The organism is Pantoea sp. nfd-35 (assembly GCF_056892255.1).
In genome coordinates this window covers 1,527,979-1,551,495 of sequence record NZ_CP122403.1, presented here as the reverse complement: position 1 = coordinate 1,551,495, position 23,517 = coordinate 1,527,979, and the positions used below count along the sequence as shown (strand labels likewise).

At 52.5% G+C, this 23,517-nt stretch carries 19 protein-coding genes and 1 pseudogene; 12 read left to right on the top strand and 8 right to left on the bottom strand.

Annotated elements, in window-relative coordinates; all coding sequences use genetic code 11:
- Positions 1–354: 354 nt before the first annotated feature.
- From P9J57_RS07270 to P9J57_RS07260, 3 genes are all read right to left on the bottom strand, one after another.
- Complete coding sequence (locus P9J57_RS07270; RefSeq protein ID WP_174261453.1) at positions 355–1,641, bottom strand: anaerobic C4-dicarboxylate transporter family protein; 1,287 nt, start codon at positions 1,639–1,641, stop codon at positions 355–357.
- 315 nt (positions 1,642–1,956) lie between these two features.
- The gene (locus P9J57_RS07265; RefSeq protein WP_013026440.1) at positions 1,957–2,886 is read right to left on the bottom strand and encodes a dihydrodipicolinate synthase family protein; all 930 of its coding nucleotides are present in this window, start codon (positions 2,884–2,886) and stop codon (positions 1,957–1,959) included.
- Between the two features lie 247 nt (positions 2,887–3,133).
- Positions 3,134–4,165 (bottom strand): LacI family DNA-binding transcriptional regulator, encoded by a 1,032-nt coding sequence (locus P9J57_RS07260; RefSeq protein ID WP_028715356.1) that lies wholly within the window; start codon positions 4,163–4,165, stop codon positions 3,134–3,136.
- A 474-nt stretch (positions 4,166–4,639) separates the two neighbouring features.
- On the opposite strand from P9J57_RS07260, the gene P9J57_RS07255 reads away from it, so the two are divergent.
- Positions 4,640–6,022 carry an MFS transporter gene (locus tag P9J57_RS07255; RefSeq protein WP_028715357.1) on the top strand — a complete coding sequence of 461 codons (1,383 nt, stop codon included), beginning with the start codon at positions 4,640–4,642 and terminating at the stop codon, positions 6,020–6,022.
- Positions 6,023–6,334: 312 nt separating this feature from the next.
- Here the strand turns inward: P9J57_RS07255 and P9J57_RS07250 are convergent, their stop codons facing one another.
- Both P9J57_RS07250 and P9J57_RS07245 read right to left on the bottom strand, forming a co-directional pair.
- On the bottom strand, positions 6,335–6,910 hold the full coding sequence (locus P9J57_RS07250; RefSeq protein WP_210531584.1) for a hypothetical protein: 576 nt from the start codon (positions 6,908–6,910) through the stop codon (positions 6,335–6,337).
- Positions 6,911–7,240: 330 nt separating this feature from the next.
- Positions 7,241–7,525, bottom strand: coding sequence for a YkgJ family cysteine cluster protein (locus tag P9J57_RS07245; RefSeq protein ID WP_014594124.1), 285 nt, complete (start codon positions 7,523–7,525; stop codon positions 7,241–7,243).
- 283 nt (positions 7,526–7,808) lie between these two features.
- Here P9J57_RS07245 and yeiP point away from each other — a divergent pair, with 283 nt between their 5' ends.
- From yeiP to yejF, 9 genes and pseudogenes are all read left to right on the top strand, one after another.
- A complete protein-coding gene (gene yeiP / locus P9J57_RS07240) occupies positions 7,809–8,381 on the top strand; it encodes an elongation factor P-like protein YeiP (RefSeq protein WP_015699899.1) in 573 nt (190 codons plus the stop codon).
- Positions 8,382–8,458: 77 nt separating this feature from the next.
- Positions 8,459–9,436, top strand: coding sequence for a CobW family GTP-binding protein (locus P9J57_RS07235; protein WP_210531582.1), 978 nt, complete (start codon positions 8,459–8,461; stop codon positions 9,434–9,436).
- A gap of 41 nt (positions 9,437–9,477) precedes the next feature.
- Positions 9,478–10,179 carry a phosphatase PAP2 family protein gene (locus tag P9J57_RS07230; RefSeq protein WP_015699897.1) on the top strand — a complete coding sequence of 234 codons (702 nt, stop codon included), beginning with the start codon at positions 9,478–9,480 and terminating at the stop codon, positions 10,177–10,179.
- Between the two features lie 514 nt (positions 10,180–10,693).
- Positions 10,694–11,263 carry a bifunctional murein DD-endopeptidase/murein LD-carboxypeptidase gene (gene mepS, locus P9J57_RS07225; RefSeq protein WP_013026447.1) on the top strand — a complete coding sequence of 190 codons (570 nt, stop codon included), beginning with the start codon at positions 10,694–10,696 and terminating at the stop codon, positions 11,261–11,263.
- Between the two features lie 206 nt (positions 11,264–11,469).
- Positions 11,470–13,032 (top strand): cyclic di-GMP phosphodiesterase, encoded by a 1,563-nt coding sequence (locus P9J57_RS07220; RefSeq protein ID WP_014605412.1) that lies wholly within the window; start codon positions 11,470–11,472, stop codon positions 13,030–13,032.
- 65 nt (positions 13,033–13,097) lie between these two features.
- The gene (locus tag P9J57_RS07215; RefSeq protein WP_210531581.1) at positions 13,098–14,906 is read left to right on the top strand and encodes an extracellular solute-binding protein; all 1,809 of its coding nucleotides are present in this window, start codon (positions 13,098–13,100) and stop codon (positions 14,904–14,906) included.
- 11 nt (positions 14,907–14,917) lie between these two features.
- Positions 14,918–16,012: a microcin C ABC transporter permease YejB gene (locus tag P9J57_RS07210; RefSeq protein WP_015699894.1), complete on the top strand. Its 1,095-nt coding sequence runs from the start codon at positions 14,918–14,920 to the stop codon at positions 16,010–16,012.
- Positions 16,012–17,034 carry an ABC transporter permease gene (locus tag P9J57_RS07205; protein ID WP_029569011.1) on the top strand — a complete coding sequence of 341 codons (1,023 nt, stop codon included), beginning with the start codon at positions 16,012–16,014 and terminating at the stop codon, positions 17,032–17,034. Before P9J57_RS07210 ends, P9J57_RS07205 begins: the two co-directional genes overlap by 1 nt.
- Positions 17,035–18,640 (top strand): annotated as a pseudogene (yejF, locus tag P9J57_RS07200) (microcin C ABC transporter ATP-binding protein YejF).
- On the opposite strand, the gene P9J57_RS07195 reads toward yejF, so the two are convergent.
- From P9J57_RS07195 to rsuA, 3 genes are all read right to left on the bottom strand, one after another.
- Positions 18,627–18,947, bottom strand: coding sequence for a YejG family protein (locus P9J57_RS07195; RefSeq protein WP_013026453.1), 321 nt, complete (start codon positions 18,945–18,947; stop codon positions 18,627–18,629). The pseudogene yejF and the gene P9J57_RS07195 sit on opposite strands and share 14 nt — an antisense overlap.
- Before the next feature lie 265 nt (positions 18,948–19,212).
- Positions 19,213–20,409 carry a Bcr/CflA family multidrug efflux MFS transporter gene (locus P9J57_RS07190; protein WP_013026454.1) on the bottom strand — a complete coding sequence of 399 codons (1,197 nt, stop codon included), beginning with the start codon at positions 20,407–20,409 and terminating at the stop codon, positions 19,213–19,215.
- A gap of 11 nt (positions 20,410–20,420) precedes the next feature.
- Positions 20,421–21,140 (bottom strand): 16S rRNA pseudouridine(516) synthase RsuA, encoded by a 720-nt coding sequence (rsuA, locus tag P9J57_RS07185; RefSeq protein ID WP_013026455.1) that lies wholly within the window; start codon positions 21,138–21,140, stop codon positions 20,421–20,423.
- A gap of 155 nt (positions 21,141–21,295) precedes the next feature.
- Between rsuA and radD the strand changes: the two genes are divergently transcribed.
- Together radD and rplY are read left to right on the top strand one after the other, a co-directional pair.
- The gene (gene radD / locus P9J57_RS07180; protein WP_483279438.1) at positions 21,296–23,050 is read left to right on the top strand and encodes a DNA repair helicase RadD; all 1,755 of its coding nucleotides are present in this window, start codon (positions 21,296–21,298) and stop codon (positions 23,048–23,050) included.
- Positions 23,051–23,181: 131 nt separating this feature from the next.
- Complete coding sequence (rplY, locus tag P9J57_RS07175; protein WP_013026457.1) at positions 23,182–23,466, top strand: 50S ribosomal protein L25; 285 nt, start codon at positions 23,182–23,184, stop codon at positions 23,464–23,466.
- Positions 23,467–23,517: the final 51 nt, after the last annotated feature.

The following is a 23,517-nucleotide window of genomic DNA, read 5'->3' as shown; positions in this document are numbered from 1 at the left end:
GTGTTGAATCTTGCTGTTTGACCCGGTGAAGGTTGTCACAGCAACGCTGAAACGTTTCAGGGATTGTTATTCAGCTTGGCTTTGCAGGCAAGAAAATGCGTAAACGGCATAACAGATCTTTGACATTACGCACAATTCAGAGAGGTTACGGAATTTTCTTAAAAATAGTGCTGAAGCCTGGACGACACGAGGCCGAGTTTTTGAGCGTGATTTCAGCAGCGTCAGCAGACGCTGCAAACAGGGTAACGTTAACCTCTCAGAGGCACGTTGCCAGACAGTGATAATCCACCAGCACGGGCTTCACAGCATGGCGGCAAAGGGGCTTAGCCTTTTACGCTCATGATGTCCTTAAGGTTAGAACAGCCTTGCTAAACCTGCTGCAAAAAGCATCGACAGACCGGTAGCCAGCAGGCCAGGCAGGATAAACGGGTGATCGATTATCCTTCGGCCAAGGCGGGTGGATCCCGTATCATCCAGCGCAACGGCGGCCAGCAATGTGGGATAGTTCGGTAAGATAAACAGGGACGCGGTAGCGGGAAAACAGATAACAAGCGTGGCGGGCGCAATGCCCATACTTAAGGCCATCGGAAATAAAATTTTGGTCGATGCCGCCTGAGAATAGAGAAAACATGATGCCAGTACGATAATCAACGCCAGTAACCATGTGGAATCCAGAAAATAGCTCGCCACCCTATCCTGCAACCACAGACGATTGCTCTCCATAAATGTGGAACCCAGCCAGGCCACACCCAGTATGCATATACAAGACGTCATTCCGGTTTTAAACACCGACGATCCCGGAATCGTATGCACATTCACCCGACAGAACATGACGATAGCCATCGCCACCGTTAGCATTACGGCAATCCGTGCCTGTCCGCTATTGAGAACGGGGCGAGTCATGATCTCCATTTTAGGGCTGCTGATAATGGCATAAATCAGCACTGTCACCAGGCCGACAATAAAAATCAGTACTGAACGTCTGCCGTGGAGAGCGGAATGCGAATGCTGTACGGTGTTTACCGCATCATCCTGATGCGCAAGCTGGTCTGTGTGACGTAAGCGATCCCACCACAGGTAAAACAAGGCGGAACAGAAAAGCGCCATGAAGGTGGCGGGAATGGTCACGGCAATCAGTTCAATATAGCCCCAACCATGCGGTCCCTGTTCCAGAATCCCAGAGAGAAAAATCACGGCTGCAGAAATGGGCGATGCCACAATACCCAGTAAGGATGCGGCAACGGAAAGCGCTAATGCGCGGGTTGGACGAAGGTGATTATCTCTGGCCACAGCCACAATCACGGGCATACAGGCAAAAGAGACCTGCCCGGTACTGGCCATCATGGTCAGTAACCAGGTTGAGAGCGGTGCCGTAATCACCAACAACCGCGGATAGCGACTTAAGGCACGTTCTGTCAGTTGCACCAGATAATCAATGCCGCCTGCCTGTTGCATGGCCGATATGGCGACGATCACCACCATAATAAATACCATTACCAGCATGGGCAGATCGCCAGGCGTGGCACCCAGCGCGCACAACATGATTACACCCGCCCCACCTGCAAACCCCACACCGATACCGCCAATACGCATTCCCAAAAACAGAAAAAAAAGCACGGTCATAAACTGTAGTAGTAGCATGATCCCATTCCTTCTGACTGCGGTTTACACCGTTCCAGCCCACACTCAAGGCCGGTACAGGCTTCCTTTCACTCCGCAAGGTTGCAACGGGTTATTTATCGGTATGTCCTACAGAGAAATGGCACGCGGCTAAATAACCGTTTTCTGCGTATCAGGTGCACTGAGGGTGTAAATTCTTATCGCGCTGATGCCTTTTTTCTCTGGCTGGCTGCCGGTCAGTAAACCGGGTTATCCCAGAGATACGTTGAATAGCCTTAGGCCGCGACGACAGGCAGTTCCCACATGAAGGCGCCCTGCCTGCCAGACTCGCCCGTTTTATTTCACCCGGCCCAGCTCAGCAGAACGCATTGCGGCATGAATCTCTTCGGCCGCTCCGTCACCCAGCGGTAACAGCGGTGAACGGACAGTGGCATGTTCCAGAATGCCACGCGCAACCAGCGCATGTTTGAGTGCGACAGTGCCTTCCATATGTGAGCCACGATGGTAAACCGCTTTAGTCACAGGCATCAGTCGATCATGTAAAGCACGTGCTTTCTTATAGTCCTGCGCTTTACCTGCGTTAATCATTTCAATCAGCGGCTCAGGGGCAATATTGCCGTAGCCCACCAGGAAGCCATCAACATCAAAAATGGTATGCAGCAGATATTCATCGTGGCAGGTCAGAATCTGTAGATCGGGACGTTCACGGCGGATGACGGGAATTTCAGTATCCCACCGCCGCATATTACGCACGCCATTTTTCATCGCAAACACGCCGGGTTGCGCGGAAATATCCAGCAGCGTTTTCAGGTTATAGGTGGCTTTGGTCACATCCGGGTACTGGAATAAAATAAGCGGTAAACCACTCTCTTCATACACGACGCGGTAGCGATCCTGAGGTGCGCCGTCTTGGTATCCAAAACGCAACCAGCCGTGTGAGGGATAGAGCAAACCGGCAGCCGCACCGGCCTCGACAGCGCGCTTTGCCTCACGCGCCGCGACTTCGGTGCCTTCCCCGGTAATACCGGCAATAACGGGGATTTTGCCTTCGACCGATTTTACAAATGCCCGAATCACGTCGGCCTGTTCATCCTGCGTCAGAAAGGTGCCCTCGCCAGCATGACCCAGGACCACCAGCCCCTTTACGCCGTCGATACTTCCCAGCCAACTGCCCAGACGTTGAATCGCGTCAAAATCCACTTGCCCTTCGCGCGTGAATGGGGTGACAGGCGCAGGGGTTAAACCTCTTAGGTCGATATTAATCATGATTAACTCCTTGATGTGAAATACTTTTAGTCACAGGTTCAGTCAAAGTGACCACAATATGAAAACGTTACTGCAATCGTTTTCACATAAGATAAATTGGCAATCTAATTTCATCGCGTCAACCAGCGGCGATTGATAAATGAGGCAGTTATCACAAAACGCTTTGGGAGACGAAGAGAGTTTGCGATCGGGATCCCAGCGGGTTAATGACCACATTACATTCGCAATGCGGTCATTAAAGGAACGATTACTGATGAGGAGAAGACGTGGATTTTCGCGGAATTAACGTAGGAATAATGGTCGATAAATGGGGTTCATGCCTGCCATGGATAAGCATATCTACAGCATTACCGGCAATATGTTCCAGCGGTGTTCGCACTGAGGTCAATGCGACAGGCAAGCGGCTGACCAGGGGGATATCGTTGTATCCGACCAGTGACAGGTCTTTGCCGATGGTCATGCCTGCACGATGCGCCGCAGCCATGACCCCAATCGCAATCTCATCATTGACGGCAAAAATTGCGGTTGGCCGCGAGGTATGGTTCAACATTGACGACCCCACATCTTCGCCTGACTTGATATTAAAGTCAGACGAACGGCACCATTCTGGCCGAACAGGCAAACCGGCTTCACTCATTGCCCGTTCAAAACCTTTACGACGATTCAACGCATTGGACGCAAAATCCGGTCCACCAATCATCCCGATTTTTTTATGGCCTAAATCGATCAGATGACGCGCTGCAAGGTAGCCACCCATTTCGTCATCGCCAACGGAAGAGGGACTTACGCCATCCGTACGCAATACCAGCACGTGCGGTATTTCGCGCTCCCGCAGGGTCTGGGGAAGCGGATCGCCCAGACGACAGGTTGAAAGAATCAGGCCGTCAACGCGTCTGTCCAGTAGGGATTCTGCGGACGCTTTTTCCTGTTGCGGATCGTCACCACAGGTCGCCACGATGGCAAAATAGCCGCGTCGTGAAGCTGCTGTCGCGATAGCCTCAAACAGCATCGCCGTCACCGCATCCGTCATACGCGGAACCAGAACGCCAAGCGTGCCGGTATCGCCCCTGCGCAGGCTGGAGGCAACATAATCACGCCGATAGCCAAGTTCACGGGCAACCTGGCGAACCTTTTCAGCTGACGCGCTTTTTGACTGCGGAAGCCTCTCATCCAGAATTCGCGATACGGTGGAGATGCTTACGCCCGCGGCATTAGCAACATCACGCATCGTTATCAGCCTTTTATCCGACTGTTCCTTTTCCTGGCTTTCCTGATCCATATATCACTCCGAGGATTAATGTGGGTGGCAAAGATCCCTCTGCAGACGGCAATACTATACAACAGACGCTATAACAACGGGATACGCCCTTAACATGCACTGCGTGGGGGCCGCATTTCTCTTTGTCGTCACGCCTGAAGAATACGATTTTCAACGCTTAGGCTCTCATTGTTCTCCCCAGCCTGAGCATCCCCGTAAAGGCTATTGAAGAGAGTATGACCTGTTTCACGCTTTTTCGATTGCCTGAGAGCGGAATGTGAACACGTTAACAATTAATCAAGCCGCTTAATTGACGCAGCGGGATATTAAACCAACGATAACTCATGTGAAAACGATTGCATTAACGTTTTCACACTATCCATTTTGCACAGGTTTTATGCAACTACCGTCAGTGAGTGGCTGCAAATGCATGGCTCAGGAACGCGCGTCGTCTTGCATGTTTGCCCCATATCCATCACGCAACAGGGTGTAACTATGTCAACTCAGGTTATCGCTTGCCACGCTCATCCCGCCGACGCATCAGTATTACTGGCACGGCTTGAGCGATTGCCCATCACACGCCGGTTAATGGCGATTCGTGTTGTGGTAGGGCTGTCCACTTTTTTTGATGCCTATACCATTATTGCCATCGCGTTTGCCCTGCCACAACTGACGCAGGAATGGGGGCTTACGCCGACGTTCGTCGGTCTGATCATTGCAGCCAGCTATATTGGGCAACTGGTGGGAGCGCTCTTTTTTGGTACGCTGGCAGAAAAAATTGGCAGGATTGGTGTTTTACGTATCACCATCGTGATGTTTGTGATTATGGATGCCGCCTGCCTGTTCGCCTGGAACGGTTGGTCAATTCTGATCATTCGTTTTTTGCAGGGACTGGGCATTGGTGCTGAGGTTCCCGTTGCCAGTGCCTATATCAACGAATTTGTCGGTGCAAAGAAGCGGGGTCGGTTTTTTCTGCTTTATGAAGTGATCTTTCCAGTCGGCATGATGTGTGCTGGCCTTATCGGATTCTTTCTGGTGCCCATTTATGGCTGGAAAATCATGTTTCTTATTGGCCTGATCCCTTCAGCTCTGGCGGCGCCTTTGCGTTGGTTTATGCCAGAGTCTCCGCGCTGGTTAGTCTCTAAAGGCCGCCATCAACAGGCTGAAAAAGTCGTTCAGTTGTTTGAAGCAGAAGCCCTTCGTCGTGGTATGTCATTACCCGAGCCTGTAATAAAACCCGTACCGGTGATGCCCGCCTCGTCCAGCGGCGTAAAGGCGCTGTTTTCAGGTATCTACAAATCCCGCACGTTTATGCTGTGGGGATTGTGGCTCACGGTTTATACCGTTAACAACGGCATGATTACCTGGTTTCCTACTATGTACAGAACCTTGTTTCATCTGCCATTAGAAACCAGCCTGGCCTATGGATGGATTACCTCTACCTGTGGCGTTATTGCCTCTGTCATTTGTGCCTTTAAGATCGATCAAGTAGGCCGTAAGCGCTGGTACACCTGGGCATTTATGCTGGCCATTATTCCGCTCATCGTGCTGTGTGTACTGGGTGCCAATACGCCATGGCAGATACTGATATTGGGCAGCATGGCCTATGCTATTTTACAAACAATTGCCTTTTCACTTTATCTCTATTCGGCCGAACTGTATCCGACCAGACTTCGCGCGACAGGTACTGCCTTTTCCAGCGCCTGGCTGCGCGCCGGGTCGTCTGTTGGGCCGCTGATGGTGGGTTTCATTGTATCGGGATTTGGGATCCGGTTTGTTTTCATTGCGTTCGCCGTGATTGCCCTAATCGGCGGAATGATTACCCTGCTCTTCGCCATTGAAACCAAAGGGAAATCGCTTGAAGAGTTATCGCCCTAGCCAGGCAAAATTACGGTGCTAATCAGGTGAGACCGATAGCCATCATCTGACGGGTCTTTCTCTGGCTCGTCAGATTTGCTTTTAAAAACAAAACGTTACCGACTCTGGACGGCGAATCTGGCGTTGAGTCTTGCCGTTTACCGTCCGGGCGTACGCTGAAGTCGGCTGGACGCAATGAAGTGAACGCTCCGTTTCTCGCTATTTAAACTCTGAATGGTGGAGCTTAAAACAAGGACGATTAAAGCGTACCTGACAAACGCTATGGCAAAGATGGAGGGTAATGCGCAAGAGCACAGTTCAAAAGTGATGAACTTAAGAATCGGTTATAGAAGGAGAATCTGCAGGATTATCTATAAAATGATATTGTACCGTTGCATCGTGATATCCCCACAAAGCGCCAGCAATAATCGTTATGAGAAGAGTCCCCAGCAACACTGATTTTTTTGAGCGTTCCCTGACCTCATAATCAAAATAGAGCATGCTAAATGCCGTTACCATACACTGGTATGCGAGTGTTAAGAAATATCTCGTGAAACTTATACCATGCTGATAGGGCGGCACCCAATCCGCTCCGACAAAACTAAAATCGGTGGGCGTCAGGTAATCATAGCTATACCAGGTCACAATCGTAACCAACGGCGTCGCAAGGGCGACGAATAAACAGGAACGGCGACCAAATGCTGGATACAGTTTTCGCAGCATAATTACCTGAATAGCCTGTGAGAGTGAAAATACAATAAAGACGCCAATTATCGCTATAAAACCCATTATTAATGGAAAAATTTCCATCATAGAAACAGCATTACTTTTACTTCTGTGTGGATTTCCATGGATAAAATCAGTGAATATCAATGAGACAATAATCGATACTGCCTCTGAAAGGGCCACAAAAATTCCCAACCAAATCAGACTCTTGATAAAAATTGTCCATACGCGTAAGTGTCTCCATTCATTCTTTCCATGAACCACCTATAAACAGAACGCCGCGGCTTCAGGGCGTTATAGAATCAAATCTGAAGATTGGCCAGATCTAACGACTCAGAATCAAACGAAGGTACATCCCGTTTAACAGGAAATCTCAGGATGTTCTGACCAGGTTGGTTTTTTTAAGATCACTGACTCAGGTATACAGAAAAGGTATTGCTTTATACATTAACGGTAATTCAACACATCGTTAAATCAGCGCTATCGCTTGTGCGTTACAGCGAAGCATTAAGCTCACTGCTCATCGTTTTGCACAACTGAAATTCCTGGCGTTGTCGCTCTCTCCAAATCACCAAGCCAGAATATTGCCTGCTCGCGATTATCGCCACACATCGCAGTACTCGGCTGTAGCGAGCCACAGACGCGAGGACGGTCAGGATGACCGAAAATTTTGCACCGCATGTTTTCATCGAGCTGAACACACTTATGGCCAGCTGGCTTCCCGTCGGGCATACCAGGTATGGGTGAAGAAATGCTGGGTGCAATACAACATGCACCACAGCCTGAACGGCATTCCATCTTGAATTTCTCTGTATAGTGTCAAAGGTGGACGATAGCAGAACGCTTAAAGCGTCGAAATCCCTTGCCGCGTAAAAATTTTTTCCTGCCACGGCTAACGTGCTTTCGCAAGAAGCGCGATGCCCAGAGAGCGAGAGGCTTGAGTCACTTCATCCTGCCTGAAGATAAACGCCCGCCTGCACTGCCACTGATCCGCGACCACAAAATTTTTCGCGCTATCTTGCCTGTTCACGACCGCGCGAGTAACGTTGCGCGCACTATTACTCTGCAAGTGAGAACAGCAATGCCAAAGGCGAATGAAATCAAAAAAGGAATGGCCGTTACCCACAATGGAAAACTGCTGCTGGTAAAGGATATTGATGTCCAGAGCCCCAGCGCGCGCGGTGCGGCAACGCTTTATAAAATGCGTTTTACCGATGTTCGCACCGGTACGAAGGTGGAAGAACGCTTTAAGGGCGACGAGATCATTGAGGCCATCTCCCTGAGCCGCCGCAGCGTTACCTTCTCCTATATTGATGGTGATGAATACGTCTTTATGGACGACGAAGATTACACGCCCTATTCCTTTAAAAAAGCGCAAATAGAAGAAGAGCTGCTGTTCATCCCGGAAGGTGGCATTCCCGGCATTCAGGTACTCACGATGGATGGCCAGGTGCTGGCGCTTGAGCTGCCACAAACGGTGGACATGGATATTGTGGATACTTCACCCGGTATCAAAGGCGCATCGGCCAGTGCCCGCACTAAGCCGGCGGGAATGTCTACCGGTTTGATCATTCAGGTTCCCGAGTACCTCAGCAACGGCGATCGCATTCGCATCCATGTTGCCGAGCGTCGCTATATGGGACGTGCCGACTGATAACGCGCGCTGTACGCCGGGTTGACAGGTAGTGTTATATTATAACACCACCCTCTTTCTCTACAGGAGTCACTGGCATGACACGCGTTAACCTTCTCACCGGATTTTTAGGCAGCGGAAAAACCACCACGCTGCTTCATCTGCTTGCGCACAAGCCCCAGAATGAAAACTGGGCTGTGCTGGTCAATGAATTCGGTGAGATTGGTATTGATGGCGCGTTACTGGCCAACCGTGGCGCGACGTTAAAGGAGATCCCCGGCGGCTGCATGTGTTGCGTTAATGGGCTACCCATGCAGGTCGGGCTAAACAGGCTGCTTCAACAAAACAAGCCCGACCGCCTGCTGATTGAGCCCACGGGCCTGGGCCATCCACGCCAGCTGCTACAGATGCTGACGTCGTCTGTTTATCAACCCTGGATCGAACTGCAGGCCACGCTAACCCTGCTGGACGCCCGCCAGCTCGCCGACGGGCGTGTAACGGAAAATGAAAACTTTCGCGATCAGCTGGCCGCGGCCGACATTATTGTCGGCAATAAACGCGACTGCTGGCGCGAGGCCGATCGGCAGCGCCTCCAGGCGTGGCTTGCCACCCATCAGGACGATCGTGAATTTGTTACTGCCGAGTTCGGTCAGATTCCCCTGGCGTTACTTGACAGTCCGCGCGGGAAACCGCGCGCTCTTCCGCATCCGGTCCACCATCATCACGCTGCGGCCCCGGGCAGCGGTATCGCAGCCTTGCGACTCGACGGGCGCGCGTCATGGCGTCGGGCGGTGAATGAGGGTCAGGGTTATGTCGCCTGCGGCTGGATTTTTGACCACGAAACGGTGTTTGATAGCCTTCCTTTGCTGGAATGGGCGCGGCTTGCCCCCGTCGATCGGGTTAAAGGCGTGCTGCGCATCCCCGAAGGATGCGTCAGCATTAACCGTCAGGGAGAAGACGTGCATGTTGAAATTCTCGCCGCAACCCCACCTGACAGTCGCATTGAGATGATTCATTCCTCATCTGCCGACTGGAATAGTTTACAATCTGCTTTGTTGAGGTTTCGTTTAAGCTGACAGGATTAAGGTCGGCGGTTATTTTTTACTAGGGCAGAATTATGCACGCAACACGCCTTGTCACCATCCTGTTGCTTAACGCACTGGGACTGGTGCTGTTTTTTTCATGGTATTTACCGCCCCATCACGGGTTTTGGTTTGATATCGATAAAGGGATTTTCTTCGCGTTTAATAATGAAATGGTGGATCACCCAGGCTTTGCCCTGCTGGTCGCCATCACTAACTTTCGCGGTTTTGACGCCGTGTCGTTGCTGGCGATGGGGTTACTCTATCTGTGGCTGTGGCGGCGGGAAACGCCTGCGGGCCGCCGTCGTATGTTTGCCATTGGCATTACGATGTTGCTGACAGCGGTCGTTTTGAACCAGGCGGGCCATTTGATCCCAGAAAAACACGCCAGCCCGACGCTGTTCTTTGAGAACGTTCACCGCGTCAGTGAGTTAACGGGTATCCCAGCCAAAGATGCGTCAAGCGACAGTTTTCCGGGCGATCATGGCATGATGCTCATTATCTTTGCGGCATTCATGTGGCGTTATTTCGGCTTCCGTACGTTTTTAGTGGGTGTTGTCATTGTGGGGCTGTTCTCGCTGCCACGCGTCATGGCAGGCGCGCACTGGTTTAGCGATATTGCAGTCGGATCGCTTTCCGTGGCGTTAGTGGGATTAAGCTGGTGGCTATTAACGCCGGCAAGTGATTATCTGGTTAATTGGTTTTATCACAAATTACCGGGTAAAAATAAACCCTAATAGTAATTAATTAGCGAGGGCGGAATTATGATTAAATTATAACCCGCCCTCACTTATAAAAAACCTATGGAAATAATTAGCAAGCTAACCAAAAAACATCCGAACCCGATGATAAAGCAGGACTTCTCTTCAGCCTTCGGCGATAGTTACTCTGCAGACCTTCTCCCAGCCCGCACTAAGCCTGGAATTAGCGCCAGATCACCCCTTTCATCCTGTTATCACCTTGAATAACTGTTGATAAAGTGAACAAGTTATTTAAGTTTGATAAGTATCAAAAAAACCTATCAGAATTTGATTAAAAGCGCTCGCCACGGCCTCTGGAATCGGTTAATCTCGGTCGCAGTGAGAAAAGAAGACGCGGTATTAAGCATTCTTTAATAGATAAAATGTGGTGATTTACACATTTTTATAATTAAAGCATTGTCTTGTTCTGACTGGCTTATTAATCTCATTCCGTTTTGTCATCTGGCTGGCGACAATCTTGTCGTAAGGACTTCGAAGGAAAACCCGAATAATGGTCAAGTCTCAACCAATACTGAGATATATCTGGCGGATTGCGCCCGCTCTGGCGCTGGCAACTCTCCTCTCAGCTTGTAGCAGTACCCATAACACCGTTAAAAACGAGAATCATGAAGTTAACAACCAGAATGGTTTTTTACTTCAAGCGTCTCAGGATGAGTTCGAAGAGATGGTGCGCAACGTTGATGTTAAGACGCGCATCATGGATCAATACGCGAGCTGGAAAGGTGTTCGTTACCGTCTTGGCGGTGATACCAAGCGTGGTATTGATTGTTCCGCTTTCGTTCAGCGTACGTTCCGCGAACAGTTTGGTCTGGATCTTCCTCGCTCAACGTCCGAACAGCAGGGAACGGGAAAAGAGATTTCTCGCAGCAGACTGCGACCGGGTGACTTAGTTCTCTTCCGTGCTGGCTCAACGGGCCGTCATGTCGGTATCTACCTCGGCAATGACAACTTTGTTCATGCTTCGACCAGCAGCGGTGTCATGATCTCCAGCCTTAATGAAGATTACTGGAAGAAACGTTATCGCGAAGCGCGGCGGGTCTTAAGTCGCAACCCGAGCTAATGCAGCTCCCGAATGTCCTCTCAGCCAGAGAAAAACAGAACGCTGCCCAGGCAGCGTTTTTTTTTAATCCCTCGAATCCCCCTAAAAATACTTGTTTATCAAAATAATAACGAGACATTATTAACAGACTCGTTATATTCTCAGACGCAAATATTCGGGCGATTGCGCACCAGTAAGTTTTATATTTTGATCAGGGGAAGCACTTCATGCCATTGTCGCGGGCGCTGATACGCCAGGCAACTTATCCTCGTCAAATCGCGTGGAATAGCGCGATTATTGGCAGTCTGTTTTTTTTGTTGTTAACCTCTGTTTTGCTCATCGAAACCCAACATCGTCGGGAAAGCCAACATAAACAGTTGCTCATCGACAGTAGTAACGACTTTCAACGTAGCGTCCAGACGCTTATTTCGGACACGCTTTCCCCCCTGCTTCCGTTCGTTCAGTCAGAATGCTATATCGGTAATCATGAGTTAACCGCGCGAGCCGCGTTTGCCGGCGACATACGCGCCATTATTTTAGTTAAAGACGGCAACGCGTTTTGCTCTTCCGCAACCGGAAGCTTTTTTCAGCCGCTTAGCGCGCTCTCAGCCCGAACGGATAGCACACGTGACAGGGACATTCGGTTGTTGCCGGGTACGCCGATGCAGCCGACAAAGCCGGTGCTGGCCATCTGGATTAAGCAGCCCGGCACCCTTCAGTCCGGCATTTTTACGACATTGAATCTGAGCCTGGCAACGTATCAGCTAAAAGCGTCTTCTTACCCCGAAATCACCGGGATTGCCTTACTCGCCCATAAAACTGCCATGACCAGTTGGCAGCCAACGCTGGTACGAAATCGTCAACTCCCGCCGCCGCTAATGCAAACGCCCCTGGAAGGCCTTCCTTTCCAGTTTGCTCTCTACGGTTCAACGCTGTCAGCAAGTGACTATCAGACCATCATGCTGAGCAGCCTGCTGATTTCATTAATCGCCAGCTGTGCCTTTTGGTTTTTGCTGACCCGCTTTCAGCGGCCTGGCAAAGAGATCACCCTGGGTATCCGACGAGGGGAATTTCATGTCGAGTATCAGCCTTTAGTTTCGGCCCAGGATGGCAAATCTTATAGTATGGAGGCACTGCTACGCTGGACACATCCTTCGGGTGAAACGGTCCCACCCGATATTTTTATCAGCTATGCTGAAGCACAACGCCAAATCGTCCCCCTGACCCGACACCTGTTTGAACTGGTCGCCCGCGATGCACATCAACTCCGTGATAGCCTGCCCAAAGGAACCTGCATCAGCGTAAATATTTCCCCTCTGCATCTCAGCGCCTGCAGTTTTCGTGACGATGTCCTGTACTGGCAGGACAATATGCCTCACGATCATTTTCTGTATGTTTTTGAAATTACCGAGCGCGCAGTCGTCGAGAACGCGAATGCGGCCGAACTGTTTCACTGGCTACAACAGCGAGGCATTAAAATCGCGGTTGATGATTTTGGGACCGGGCACAGTGCATTAATCTATCTTGAGAAGTACCATTTTGATTACCTGAAAATCGATCGTGGATTTGTGCAAAGTATCGGAACGGAAACGATCACTTCGCCGGTGCTGGATACGGTGTTACAACTGGCTAAACGGCTCAATCTGATGAGCGTGGCCGAGGGCGTTGAAACCGACGAACAGGCCAGTTGGTTGATCGACCGCGGCGTCACCTATTTACAGGGCTATTTTTATAGCCGTCCGTTACGCCCGGAGCAGATCAAAGACTATTTTCAGCGTCAAAACAGGTAACCCATGCTTTAATTGCCGTAGATTATCGCTGCGGTGCAAGACACTCACAGGAGAGAACATCCCTTATGCAGCTCCGCTTCGCCCTTCTGCTGCTGTGTAGCTTGCTTACCCTTCCGCTGCACGCTTCCCCGGTTCAGACAAGCTACGCGTTTGCTCAGGTTGGGACGCCAAAGTATGCGCAAGACTTCAGTCACTACGACTATGTGAATCCTGCCGCGCCCAAGGGCGGCAAGATCGTCTTGTCCGTCATTGGCACTTACGACAATTTCAACCGCTATGCCTCACGTGGCAATCCCGGTGCCGGTACCGGGCCCCTGTATGACAGCTTATTCACGACGTCGGACGATGAAACCAGCAGTTATTACCCCCTCATTGCGGAATCTGCTCGTCATCCCGCGGATTTCAGCTGGATGGACGTTACCCTTAATCCCCGCGCCCGGTTCCAGGATGGTTCACCCATTACGGCGGAGGATGTGGCCTTTACCTTCCAAAAGTTTATGACTGAAGGGGTTCCGCAGTTTCGGATATTTTATCGCGGCGTCACGGTCACCGCCCTCAACCGCCAGACCGTGCGTATTAGGTTACCGGCCCCGGATAAAGACCTGATGCTGGGATTGCTGACGCTACCGGTGATCTCCCAAACCTTTTGGCAGACGAGAAAATTTAACGAGCCGCTCAGCCAGCCCCCCTTGTCGAGTGGGCCTTATCGCATCAGTAAGTGGAAGCTGGGCCAGTTTATTGAATTCAGTCGCGTGAACGATTACTGGGCGGCAGATTTGCCGGTTAACCGTGGCCGGTTCAATTTTGATGTAATGCGTTACGACTATTACCTGGACGACAACGTGGCATTTGAGGCATTCAAAGCCGGGGCCTTTGATCTGCGGGAAGAGACGTCGGCAAAGAAATGGGCCACGCAGTATCTGGGGCGTCATTTCGACGATCGACAGATCGTGAAAGAAACCACACCGAATACCGCCTCAATTGATACGCGCTGGCTGGCGCTGAATAATGAAAAAGCCCTGTTTAGCGATCGTCGGGTCCGGCAGGCGATGGCGCTGGCTTTCGATTTTGAATGGATGAATAAAACGCTTTTCTATCAGGCTTTTAAGCGCACAGACAGCTATTTTCAGAATACCCACTATGCCGCACGGGGCCTGCCCGATGCCGCGCAGCTGCGCATTCTGACGCCGTTCACAGCACAGTTACCGCCTGAAGTCTTCAGTGAAACCTATGTGCCGCCACAAACTGACGGCAGCGGCTACGATCGCACCAACCTGCTCAAGGCAATGTCCCTGCTGAATCAGGCGGGCTGGCACATCAGGAATCAGCGCCTGATTAATGATAAAACCGGGCAGCCCTTTAGCGCAGAGCTGCTGCTGCCCGCAGGCGCAAACAGTGAATGGGCGCTTCCTTATCAACATAATCTGGCGCGGCTGGGGATCACGTTAACGCTACGCCAAATTGACAGCTCGCAGTACCTGCGCCGCCTGCGCAGTGGTGACTATGATATGGTCAGTAATCTTTATCATGCGATGCCAACCCCCTCACGCAGTCTGCAGGCCAACTGGCAATCGGACTATATTCAGTCCTCCTGGAACACGGCCAGGGTCAAGGACCCCGTTGTCGATAGCGTTGTGAAACAGATCATCGCCCATCAGGACGATGCGGACGCCTTGCTGCCGTTGGGCCAGGCGCTGGACCGTATTTTACTGTGGAATGCGTATATGATCCCGATGTGGTACAACGCCGAGCAGCGACTTGCCTTTTGGGACAAATTTTCCCATCCTGCGGTTAAACCTGCCTACAGCACAGGTCTGGATAACTGGTGGTATGACGTGAATAAAGCCGGGCGACTGCCGGCCGACAAACGCTGAGGAGAGCCAGGTTGGCAAGTTACTTTTTACGTAGACTGTTACTGATTATTCCTACCTTGTGGGCCATCATTACGCTCAACTTTTTTATTGTACAAATTGCGCCAGGCGGCCCGGTCGATCAGGCGCTGGCGAATATCCAGTTTGGCCAGACCAGCGGGCTGCCTGGTGCGGGCAGCGGTGAAGGCGGCGGCACCCAGGCCAGCCTGCATCGCGTCACGCCAGGGGATAATCAATACCGCGGCGCGCGCGGCCTGGACCCGGAGGTCATCGCAGAAATTGAGCGACGTTACGGCTTCGATAAACCTATCGGGGAGCGCTATCTCACCATGCTGTGGAACTATCTGCGCTTTGACTTTGGCGACAGCCTGTTTCGCAGTGCTTCCGTATTGCAGTTAATCAAACAGAGCCTGCCCGTCTCTGTCAGCCTTGGCCTGTGGAGTACCTTAATTATCTACTTGGTCTCCATCCCGCTGGGCATTAGAAAGGCGGTGCGTAACGGCAGTACCTTTGATGTCTGGAGCAGCACCTTCATCATTATTGGCTACTCCATTCCGGCGTTTCTGTTTGGCATTATGTTGATTGTTCTGTTTGCTGGCGGCAGCTATTTTGACTGGTTTCCGCTGCGCGGTCTGACGTCTCCACAGTTTGATTCGCTGCCCTGGTACGCCAGGGTAACCGATTATCTCTGGCACATTGCGCTACCGGTACTGGCGACGGTGATTGGCGGTTTTGCTACCTTAACTATGCTGACCAAAAATGCATTTCTGGATGAGATTCGCAAACAGTATGTGGTCACCGCCCGGGCTAAAGGCCTCTCAGAGCGGCGCATTCTTTACCATCATGTGTTTCGCAACGCGATGCTGCTGGTGATCGCCAGCTTTCCCGCCACCTTTATCAGCATGTTTTTTACCAGTTCGGTATTGATTGAGGTGATGTTCTCTCTTAATGGCCTGGGCCTGCTGGGTTTTGATGCGACGATCCAGCGCGATTATCCCGTGATGTTTGGCACCCTGTATATTTTCACCCTGATAGGTTTGCTGATGAATATCCTCAGTGATTTGACCTATACCCTGGTGGATCCCCGTATTGATTTTGAGGGCCGGTGATGCATCTTTCTCCCCTAAATCAGCAGCGCTGGCAGCGCTTTCGTCATCACCGCCGTGGCTACTGGTCGCTGTGGATTTTTCTGTCTGTCTTTATGCTTTCCCTGTGCGCGGAATTCATTGCCAATGATAAACCGCTGCTGGTGCATTATCAGCAGCGCTGGTACGCTCCGCTGTTTTTTAACTATAGCGAAAGCGATTATGGTGGCCCGTTTGCCACGGCAGCGGATTATCAGGATCCCTGGTTGCAACAGCGCATTGAAAATCACGGCTGGGCGCTTTGGGCACCCATCCGTTTCGGTGCCAACAGTATTAATTTCGCTTCTCAGGTGCCCTTCCCTTCGCCGCCCTCCCGGCAGAACTGGCTGGGCACGGATGCCAACGGCGGCGATGTTATGGCGCGTCTGTTATATGGTCTGCGCATTTCACTCCTGTTTGGGGTGCTGCTGACGCTGTTTTCCAGCGTGATTGGGATCGTCATCGGTGCCATACAAGGCTACTTTGGCGGCAAGGTGGACCTGATAGGTCAACGCCTGATTGAGGTCTGGTCCGGGATGCCCTCGCTGTTTTTGCTGATCTTGCTTTCCAGCGTGATTCAGCCCAGCTTCTGGTGGCTGCTGCTGGTTACCGTGCTGTTTGGCTGGATGAGTTTGGTCAGCGTCGTACGTGCCGAGTTTCTGCGTACCCGTAACTTTGACTATATTCGGGCCGCGCAGGCGCTGGGCGTCAGTGACGGACGTATTATGCTGCGTCATATCCTGCCCAACGCCATGGTGGCAACCCTGACCTTTCTGCCTTTTATCCTGTGTGGCTCTATCACCACCTTAACCTCGCTCGATTTTCTCGGGTTTGGTCTGCCCATCGGCTCTCCCTCTCTGGGAGAGCTGCTGCTGCAGGGGAAAAATAACCTGCAGGCCCCCTGGCTGGGTTTATCGGGCTTTTTTACGCTGGCGATTCTGCTGTCGCTGCTCATTTTCATTGGCGAAGCCGTGCGCGACGCCTTTGATCCCAGTAAAGGAGTCTGAATGAGCACCCCGCTGCTTGCTGTTAACCATCTCTCCATCGCCTTTCGTCAGGGCAAACAGCTGTATCAGGTGGTGGACGATGTCTCGCTGCGTATAGAGGCAGGAGAAACCCTGGCCCTGGTGGGCGAATCCGGTTCCGGAAAAAGCGTTACCGCCCTGTCGATCATGCGGCTGCTGCACGCGTCCGCCGTCGCCTATCCTCAGGGCGAAATTCTGCTGGCAGGCGAAGACCTGCTCAAGGCATCGGCGCAGCGACTCCGCGGCCTGCGGGGTAATCAGATGGCGATGATTTTTCAGGAACCCATGGTGTCACTCAACCCTTTGCACAGTATTGAAAAGCAGCTATATGAAGTGCTTTCTCTACATCGCGGCATGCGACGCGAGCCCGCGCGAGCGGAAATCCTGCGCTGTCTCGATCGCGTGGGTATTCGCCAGCCGGCCTCCCGCCTGAACGCTTTTCCACATCAGCTCTCCGGGGGCGAGCGCCAGCGTGTGATGATCGCGATGGCCCTGCTGACCCAGCCGAGGCTGCTGATTGCCGATGAACCGACCACCGCGCTTGATGTCACCGTTCAGGCGCAGATCCTTGGCCTGCTGCGCGAACTGCAACAGGAACTGAATATGGGCATGCTGTTTATTACCCATAACCTGAAGATTGTTCGCCAACTGGCAGACAGCGTCAGCGTGATGCGCTCTGGTCGGGTGGTTGAGCATAACGCCGGCCAGCGCCTGCTAACACAGCCTCAGCACGCCTACACGAAGCAGCTGCTGGCAGCCGATCCGGAAGGTCGTGCAGTGCCGCTCCCTGCGGATACGCCGGTTATTCTTAAGGTGGACAACCTGCGCGTCAGTTTTCCCCTGCGTCAGGGCCTGTTTAAACGTAAAACAGGCGAAAAAATTGCAGTAGAGAATCTTAGCTTTAGCCTGAAACGAGGCGAAAGTCTGGGATTAGTAGGCGAGTCAGGCTCAGGTAAAAGCACCACCGGTATGGCGTTGTTGCGTCTTATTGCCGCTCAGGGGGAGGTCTGGTTTGACAATCAGCCGCTGCATCAGCTGTCGAGAAAAGCGCTGTTGCCGCTGCGTCGCCGCATTCAGGTCGTTTTTCAGGATCCTAATTCTGCGCTGAATCCCCGAATGACGGTTCAGCAGATCGTTGCCGAAGGTCTGGCCGTGCATTATCCACACCTGAGTGCCGCACAACAGGACGAACGGGGTTAAAGCGGTCATGACCGAGGTCGGGCTGGACGCGGAAAGCCGCCATCGCTATCCAACTGCGTTTTCCGGCGGTCAGCGTCAGCGAATCGCTATTGCGCGCGTCCTGATTCTTGAACCGGAGCTGCTGATACTGGATGAGCCAACCTCCTCACTCGACCGCTCCGTACAAAAACAGATTCTGACGCTGCTACGGGCATTACAGCAGCAGCGTCAGCTGAGTTATCTGTTTATCAGTCACGATTTGGAAGTGGTGCGATCGCTCTGCCATCAGCTCATCGTACTGCGTCAGGGCGAGGTCGTTGAACAAGGCGACTGTGAGACACTCTTTGCCACACCTGCACAGGCTTATACCCGCGAGCTGCTCGGCTCCGTTTCGCTCAGTGACCGATGAAGGTTTCCGCAATCGCCACGCCCTGATTTTTCAGGCAGCAGTTCGTGGCGCTCTCATCACAACGGCGGATAAAAAGGCAGGGCTGCCCTTCGCACTCGGCGATTTTGCCGTCAACCTGAATGGCGGCCAGCATGTCTTTCAGTTCTCGCAGAATCTCCCATGCCGGAACACCATCATGGCTTATCAGCCTGAGCGCAATAACGTCATGCTCTTCTGAGCCCGCATCGTCGGTTTCAATCACGGCATGACGATCGCTAATCCAGCGAAACCGCTGTGGCAGGCGATGCACAACCGAAAGTTGCAACATAGTGATCCCTATCTCCAGAGAATGAAGCGCAATTTACAACCAATGATGTCAGCCTGCAGAGTGGGTAAAGTCTGCTTAACGCGCCGATCCGCAATCGCCCGGTAGAGCAAATTTGCGAGTTAAATCTCACTTTTGGCTATATGTACCGCGTTTAATGATAACTAACAATCATTTTAGTCCCAATATGATTACTTTATTTGCTATTTTTTTTCACAAATAAGAAACATTTTTGACTAAGCGGAAAAAGAGGATGGCAGACGCCCGCTTAGCGGGCGACGGTACGCGGACGTGAGGCGTAGAGAAATAACGAAACGGAGATTGTCGCGCACAGTGCAATGGTTCCCACCATGGGCCAGGCACTGTTGAAGCTGAACAGGGAGAGCAGCGCCCCTGCCAGCGCACCCACGCCAAAACGCAAGGTGCCCGCCAGAGAAGAGGCCGTACCGGCCATATGCGGAAACTCATCAAGGATAACCGCCATAGCATTTGACGACACCATCGACACGCAGCCGATGAACATTGCAATGCCTAGTACCAGCGGCAGGAACCCCAGATCGAAAGCGCTGACGATCAACAGCCAGATGCCCATAGCAAACTGCACCAACAACCCGAAGCGAAACAGGACCACGGGGCCAAAACGGCGCACTGCCCGGCTGTTAATCAGCGTCATGATGAACAAAAACACAATATTCAGACCGAAGTAGTAGCCAAAACTCTGCGGTGAAATGTGATTCAGTTCGATGTAAACAAAGGGGCCAGCGTTAAGAAAGGTAAACAGCCCCGCAAACGAGAATCCGCTCGATAACATATAGCTGAACGCGCGCTTGTGGCGAAACAGGATAACGAAGTTACCCAGCGTGGTGCGCAGGTGAAAGCGCTGTCGCTGCTCAGGTTTAAGGGTTTCGCGAATCTGGGTTGCCACCAGAACAGTCGTGATAACCGCCGCTATCGACAGCGTCCAGAAAATGGCGTGCCAGCTCCAGACTAACAGCAGCCAGCCGCCGATGATGGGCGCCAGCAGCGGTGCAATGGTGGTAATCAACATGACGAACGACATCATGCGTGAGAAGTCTTCTTTCGAGTAACTGTCACGCATCAACGCATTGATCACGACGCTGGCCGCCGCTGCCGCCAGACCGTGTAAAAAACGCATCGCAATCAGTTGTTCAATCGACTGCGAAAGTGCGCAGGCTGCCGCTGCGCAGGCAAATATCAGGGTGCCGAGCGTAATCACCGGCTTGCGGCCATAGCTGTCGGCGAGCGGACCGTAGATCAACTGACCGATGGCAAAACCCAGGATATAAAGATTGAGCGTCATCTGAACGCTACCGGCGGACACGGCAAACTGGCGCGCAATTTGTGGCATTGCAGGCAGATACATATCTATCGACAACGGCATCAACATCGCTAACAGGCCGAGGATGACGACCAGCCCCATTGGCGAATTCTTTTCCTTACGCACCAGGTTTCTCGCTATTTTTGTTTAAGTTCATCCGGTAAGCCAATGCTGGCTATCTCTTCTTCCGTTAACGGGCGGTATTCACCCGGTTCCAGCGCCTCGTCCAGCACAATCTCACCAATGCGCTCGCGGTGCAGGCCAACGACCCGGTTACCCACGGCTGCAAACATGCGTTTGACCTGGTGATAGCGGCCTTCGCTCAAGGTCAGCAGCACTTCCGTGGGGGTGATGACCTCAAGCTGAGCGGGTTTAGTCAGGCTTTTTTCATTATGCAGCTGCACCCCGGCGCTGAACTGTGCGGCCGTGTCATCGCTCACCGGCGCTTCCAGCGTTACCCGATAAGTTTTCTCACAATGGTGGCGCGGTGAGGTAATGCGATGTGACCACTGACCGTCGTCCGTCAGCAGGACTAAACCGGTGGTATCAATATCCAGCCGGCCTGCGGCATGCAGCTTAAACGCCATCGGTTCTTCAATGAAATAGACGATGGTGGGATGATCGGGATCGTCCGTTGAGCAGACATAGCCCTGAGGTTTGTTCAGCATAAAGTAGCGCGGCCCGGTCTGCATCTGCAATACATTGCCGTCATACTCAACCTCATGATCGGGCTGGAGTTTGAAAGCGGTGTCGCGCACCACATCACCGTTAACGGTAACACGTTGACCACGGATTTCACGTGCGGCGATGGCACGGCTGATTTCCAGTTGCTGAGAGATGAATTTGTCGAGTCGCATGAATTCGTTTTGCCTGTTACTGCGGAGGGAAACTAAAACGGCATTTTTAACCGTTGAAAAAGTAGGGGAAGTATAGCCTGATCTGCGCCTCGCTGACAGCGCGTTTATTGTGGATTCGTGGCATAATTGCGGCAGGTTTTACAAAAGTGAACAGCATGTCTTTTACCTTACGCCCTTATCAACAGGAAGCGGTCGATGCCACCCTCGCCCACTTCCGTCGTCATCCTGAACCTGCCGTGATCGTTCTGCCCACCGGGGCCGGAAAAAGCCTGGTGATCGCCGAGCTGGCGCGCCTGGCTCGAGGTCGGGTGCTGGTGCTAGCGCACGTTAAAGAGCTGGTGGCGCAAAATCACAGCAAGTATCAGGCTTACGGACTTGAGGCTGACATCTTTGCGGCAGGATTGCAGCGCAAAGAAAGCCAGCGGAAAGTCGTGTTCGGTAGCGTCCAGTCTGTTGCACGTAATCTCAGCCTGTTTGACCGCGCCTTTTCGCTGGTGATTGTTGATGAGTGCCACCGCATTGGTGATGACAAAGCGAGCCAGTATCAGCAAATTTTCAATCACCTGCGCCAGCATAATCCTCAGTTGCGTCTGCTCGGCCTGACCGCAACACCGTTTCGCCTGGGCAAAGGCTGGATCTACCGTTTTCATTATCACGGTATGGTTCGGGGCGACGAGCAGGCCCTGTTTCGCGACTGCATCTATGAACTGCCCCTGCGCTATATGATCAAGCATCAGTTTCTGGTGCCGCCGGAACGGCTGGATATGCCGGTGGTTCAGTATGATTTCAGTCGCCTCACCGCTCAGGCAAATGGCCTGTTCAGCGAAGCCGACCTGAATCGGGAACTCAAACAGCAGCAGCGGGTGACGCCCCATATTATCCAGCAGATTGTGGAATTTGCCGAGGATCGCTACGGCGTGATGATTTTTGCCGCCACCGTCGAACACGCGCGCGAAATTTTGGGCCTGCTGCCTGAAAACAGCGCGCTGGTGTCGGCAGAAACTCACGCGAAAGATCGGGATGCGCTAATCGCGGCGTTTAAAGCCCAGCAGCTTAAGTTTCTGGTCAACGTTGCGGTGCTAACCACCGGCTTCGATGCGCCGCATGTGGATCTGATCGCGATCCTGCGCCCTACCGAGTCAGTCAGCCTGTATCAACAGATTGTCGGGCGAGGTCTGCGCCTGTCGCCCGGCAAAAAAGACTGCCTGATTCTGGACTATGCCGGTAATCCTCACGAGCTGTTTACGCCTGAAGTGGGCGCACCGAAAGGGAAAAGTGACAATCAGCCCGTGCAGGTATTTTGCCCGGCCTGCGGCTTTGCCAATACCTTCTGGGGCAAGGCCACGAGCGATGGCATGGTGATTGAGCACTTTGGCCGGCGTTGTCAGGGCGTACTGGAAGACGACGAAGGCGGGCGCGAGCAGTGTGACTACCGCTTTCGGTTTAAGAACTGCCCGGCGTGCAACGCAGAAAACGACATCGCCGCGCGCCGCTGCCGCGAATGCGACACGATTCTGGTCGATCCTGACGATATGCTTAAAGCCGCGCTGAAGCTGAAAGATGCGCGCGTTCTGCGCTGCGGCGGCATGACGCTGGAACAGGGCCGCGACGACAAAGGCGAATGGTTGAAAGCCACCTATTTCGATGAAGACGGCACCAGCGTCAGTGAGCGGTTTCGTCTGCAAACGCCCGCACAGCGCAAGGCGTTTGAGCACCTGTTTATGCGCCCGCATCAGCGCGCGCCCGGCGTGCCGCTGGGCTGGCAAACCGCCGCCGATGTGCTGGCCCTGCAGCCTCTTCTGCGCCATCCCGATTTTGTGGTGGCCCGTGCCAAAGGCCAGTTCTGGCAGATTCGCGAAAAGCTGTTTGACTACCAGGGGCGCTTTCGCTGCGCTAACGAACTGCGCTAAGCCTTATTAGCGTTTGCCCCTGTAGGGGATTACCGCTATAATGCCGCCCGCTTTTGCATGTGCATAAGCGGTGTTGAATAACCCTTCTGTTACTGGGTCGCCTGTAGCAGAAATCATAAAGAGACGTATTAATGTTCACTATCAATGCAGTAGAACGTAAAGAGCAGGGTAAGGGTGCGAGCCGCCGCCTGCGCGCAGCAAACCGCTTCCCGGCCATCATTTATGGTGGTTCAGAAGCCGCTGTTGCTATCGACCTCGACCACGACCAGGTGATGAACCTGCAAACCAAGCCAGGCTTCTACGAAGAAGTGCTGACTCTGGTGGTTGACGGTAAAGAAACCAAAGTTAAAGTGCAGGCTGTTCAGCGTCATCCGTTCAAGCCAAAACTGCACCACATCGACTTCGTTCGCGCTTAATCGCCGAATGCGTTGAAAGTAGAAGGGCCGGTTGCGAAACCGGCCCTTTTA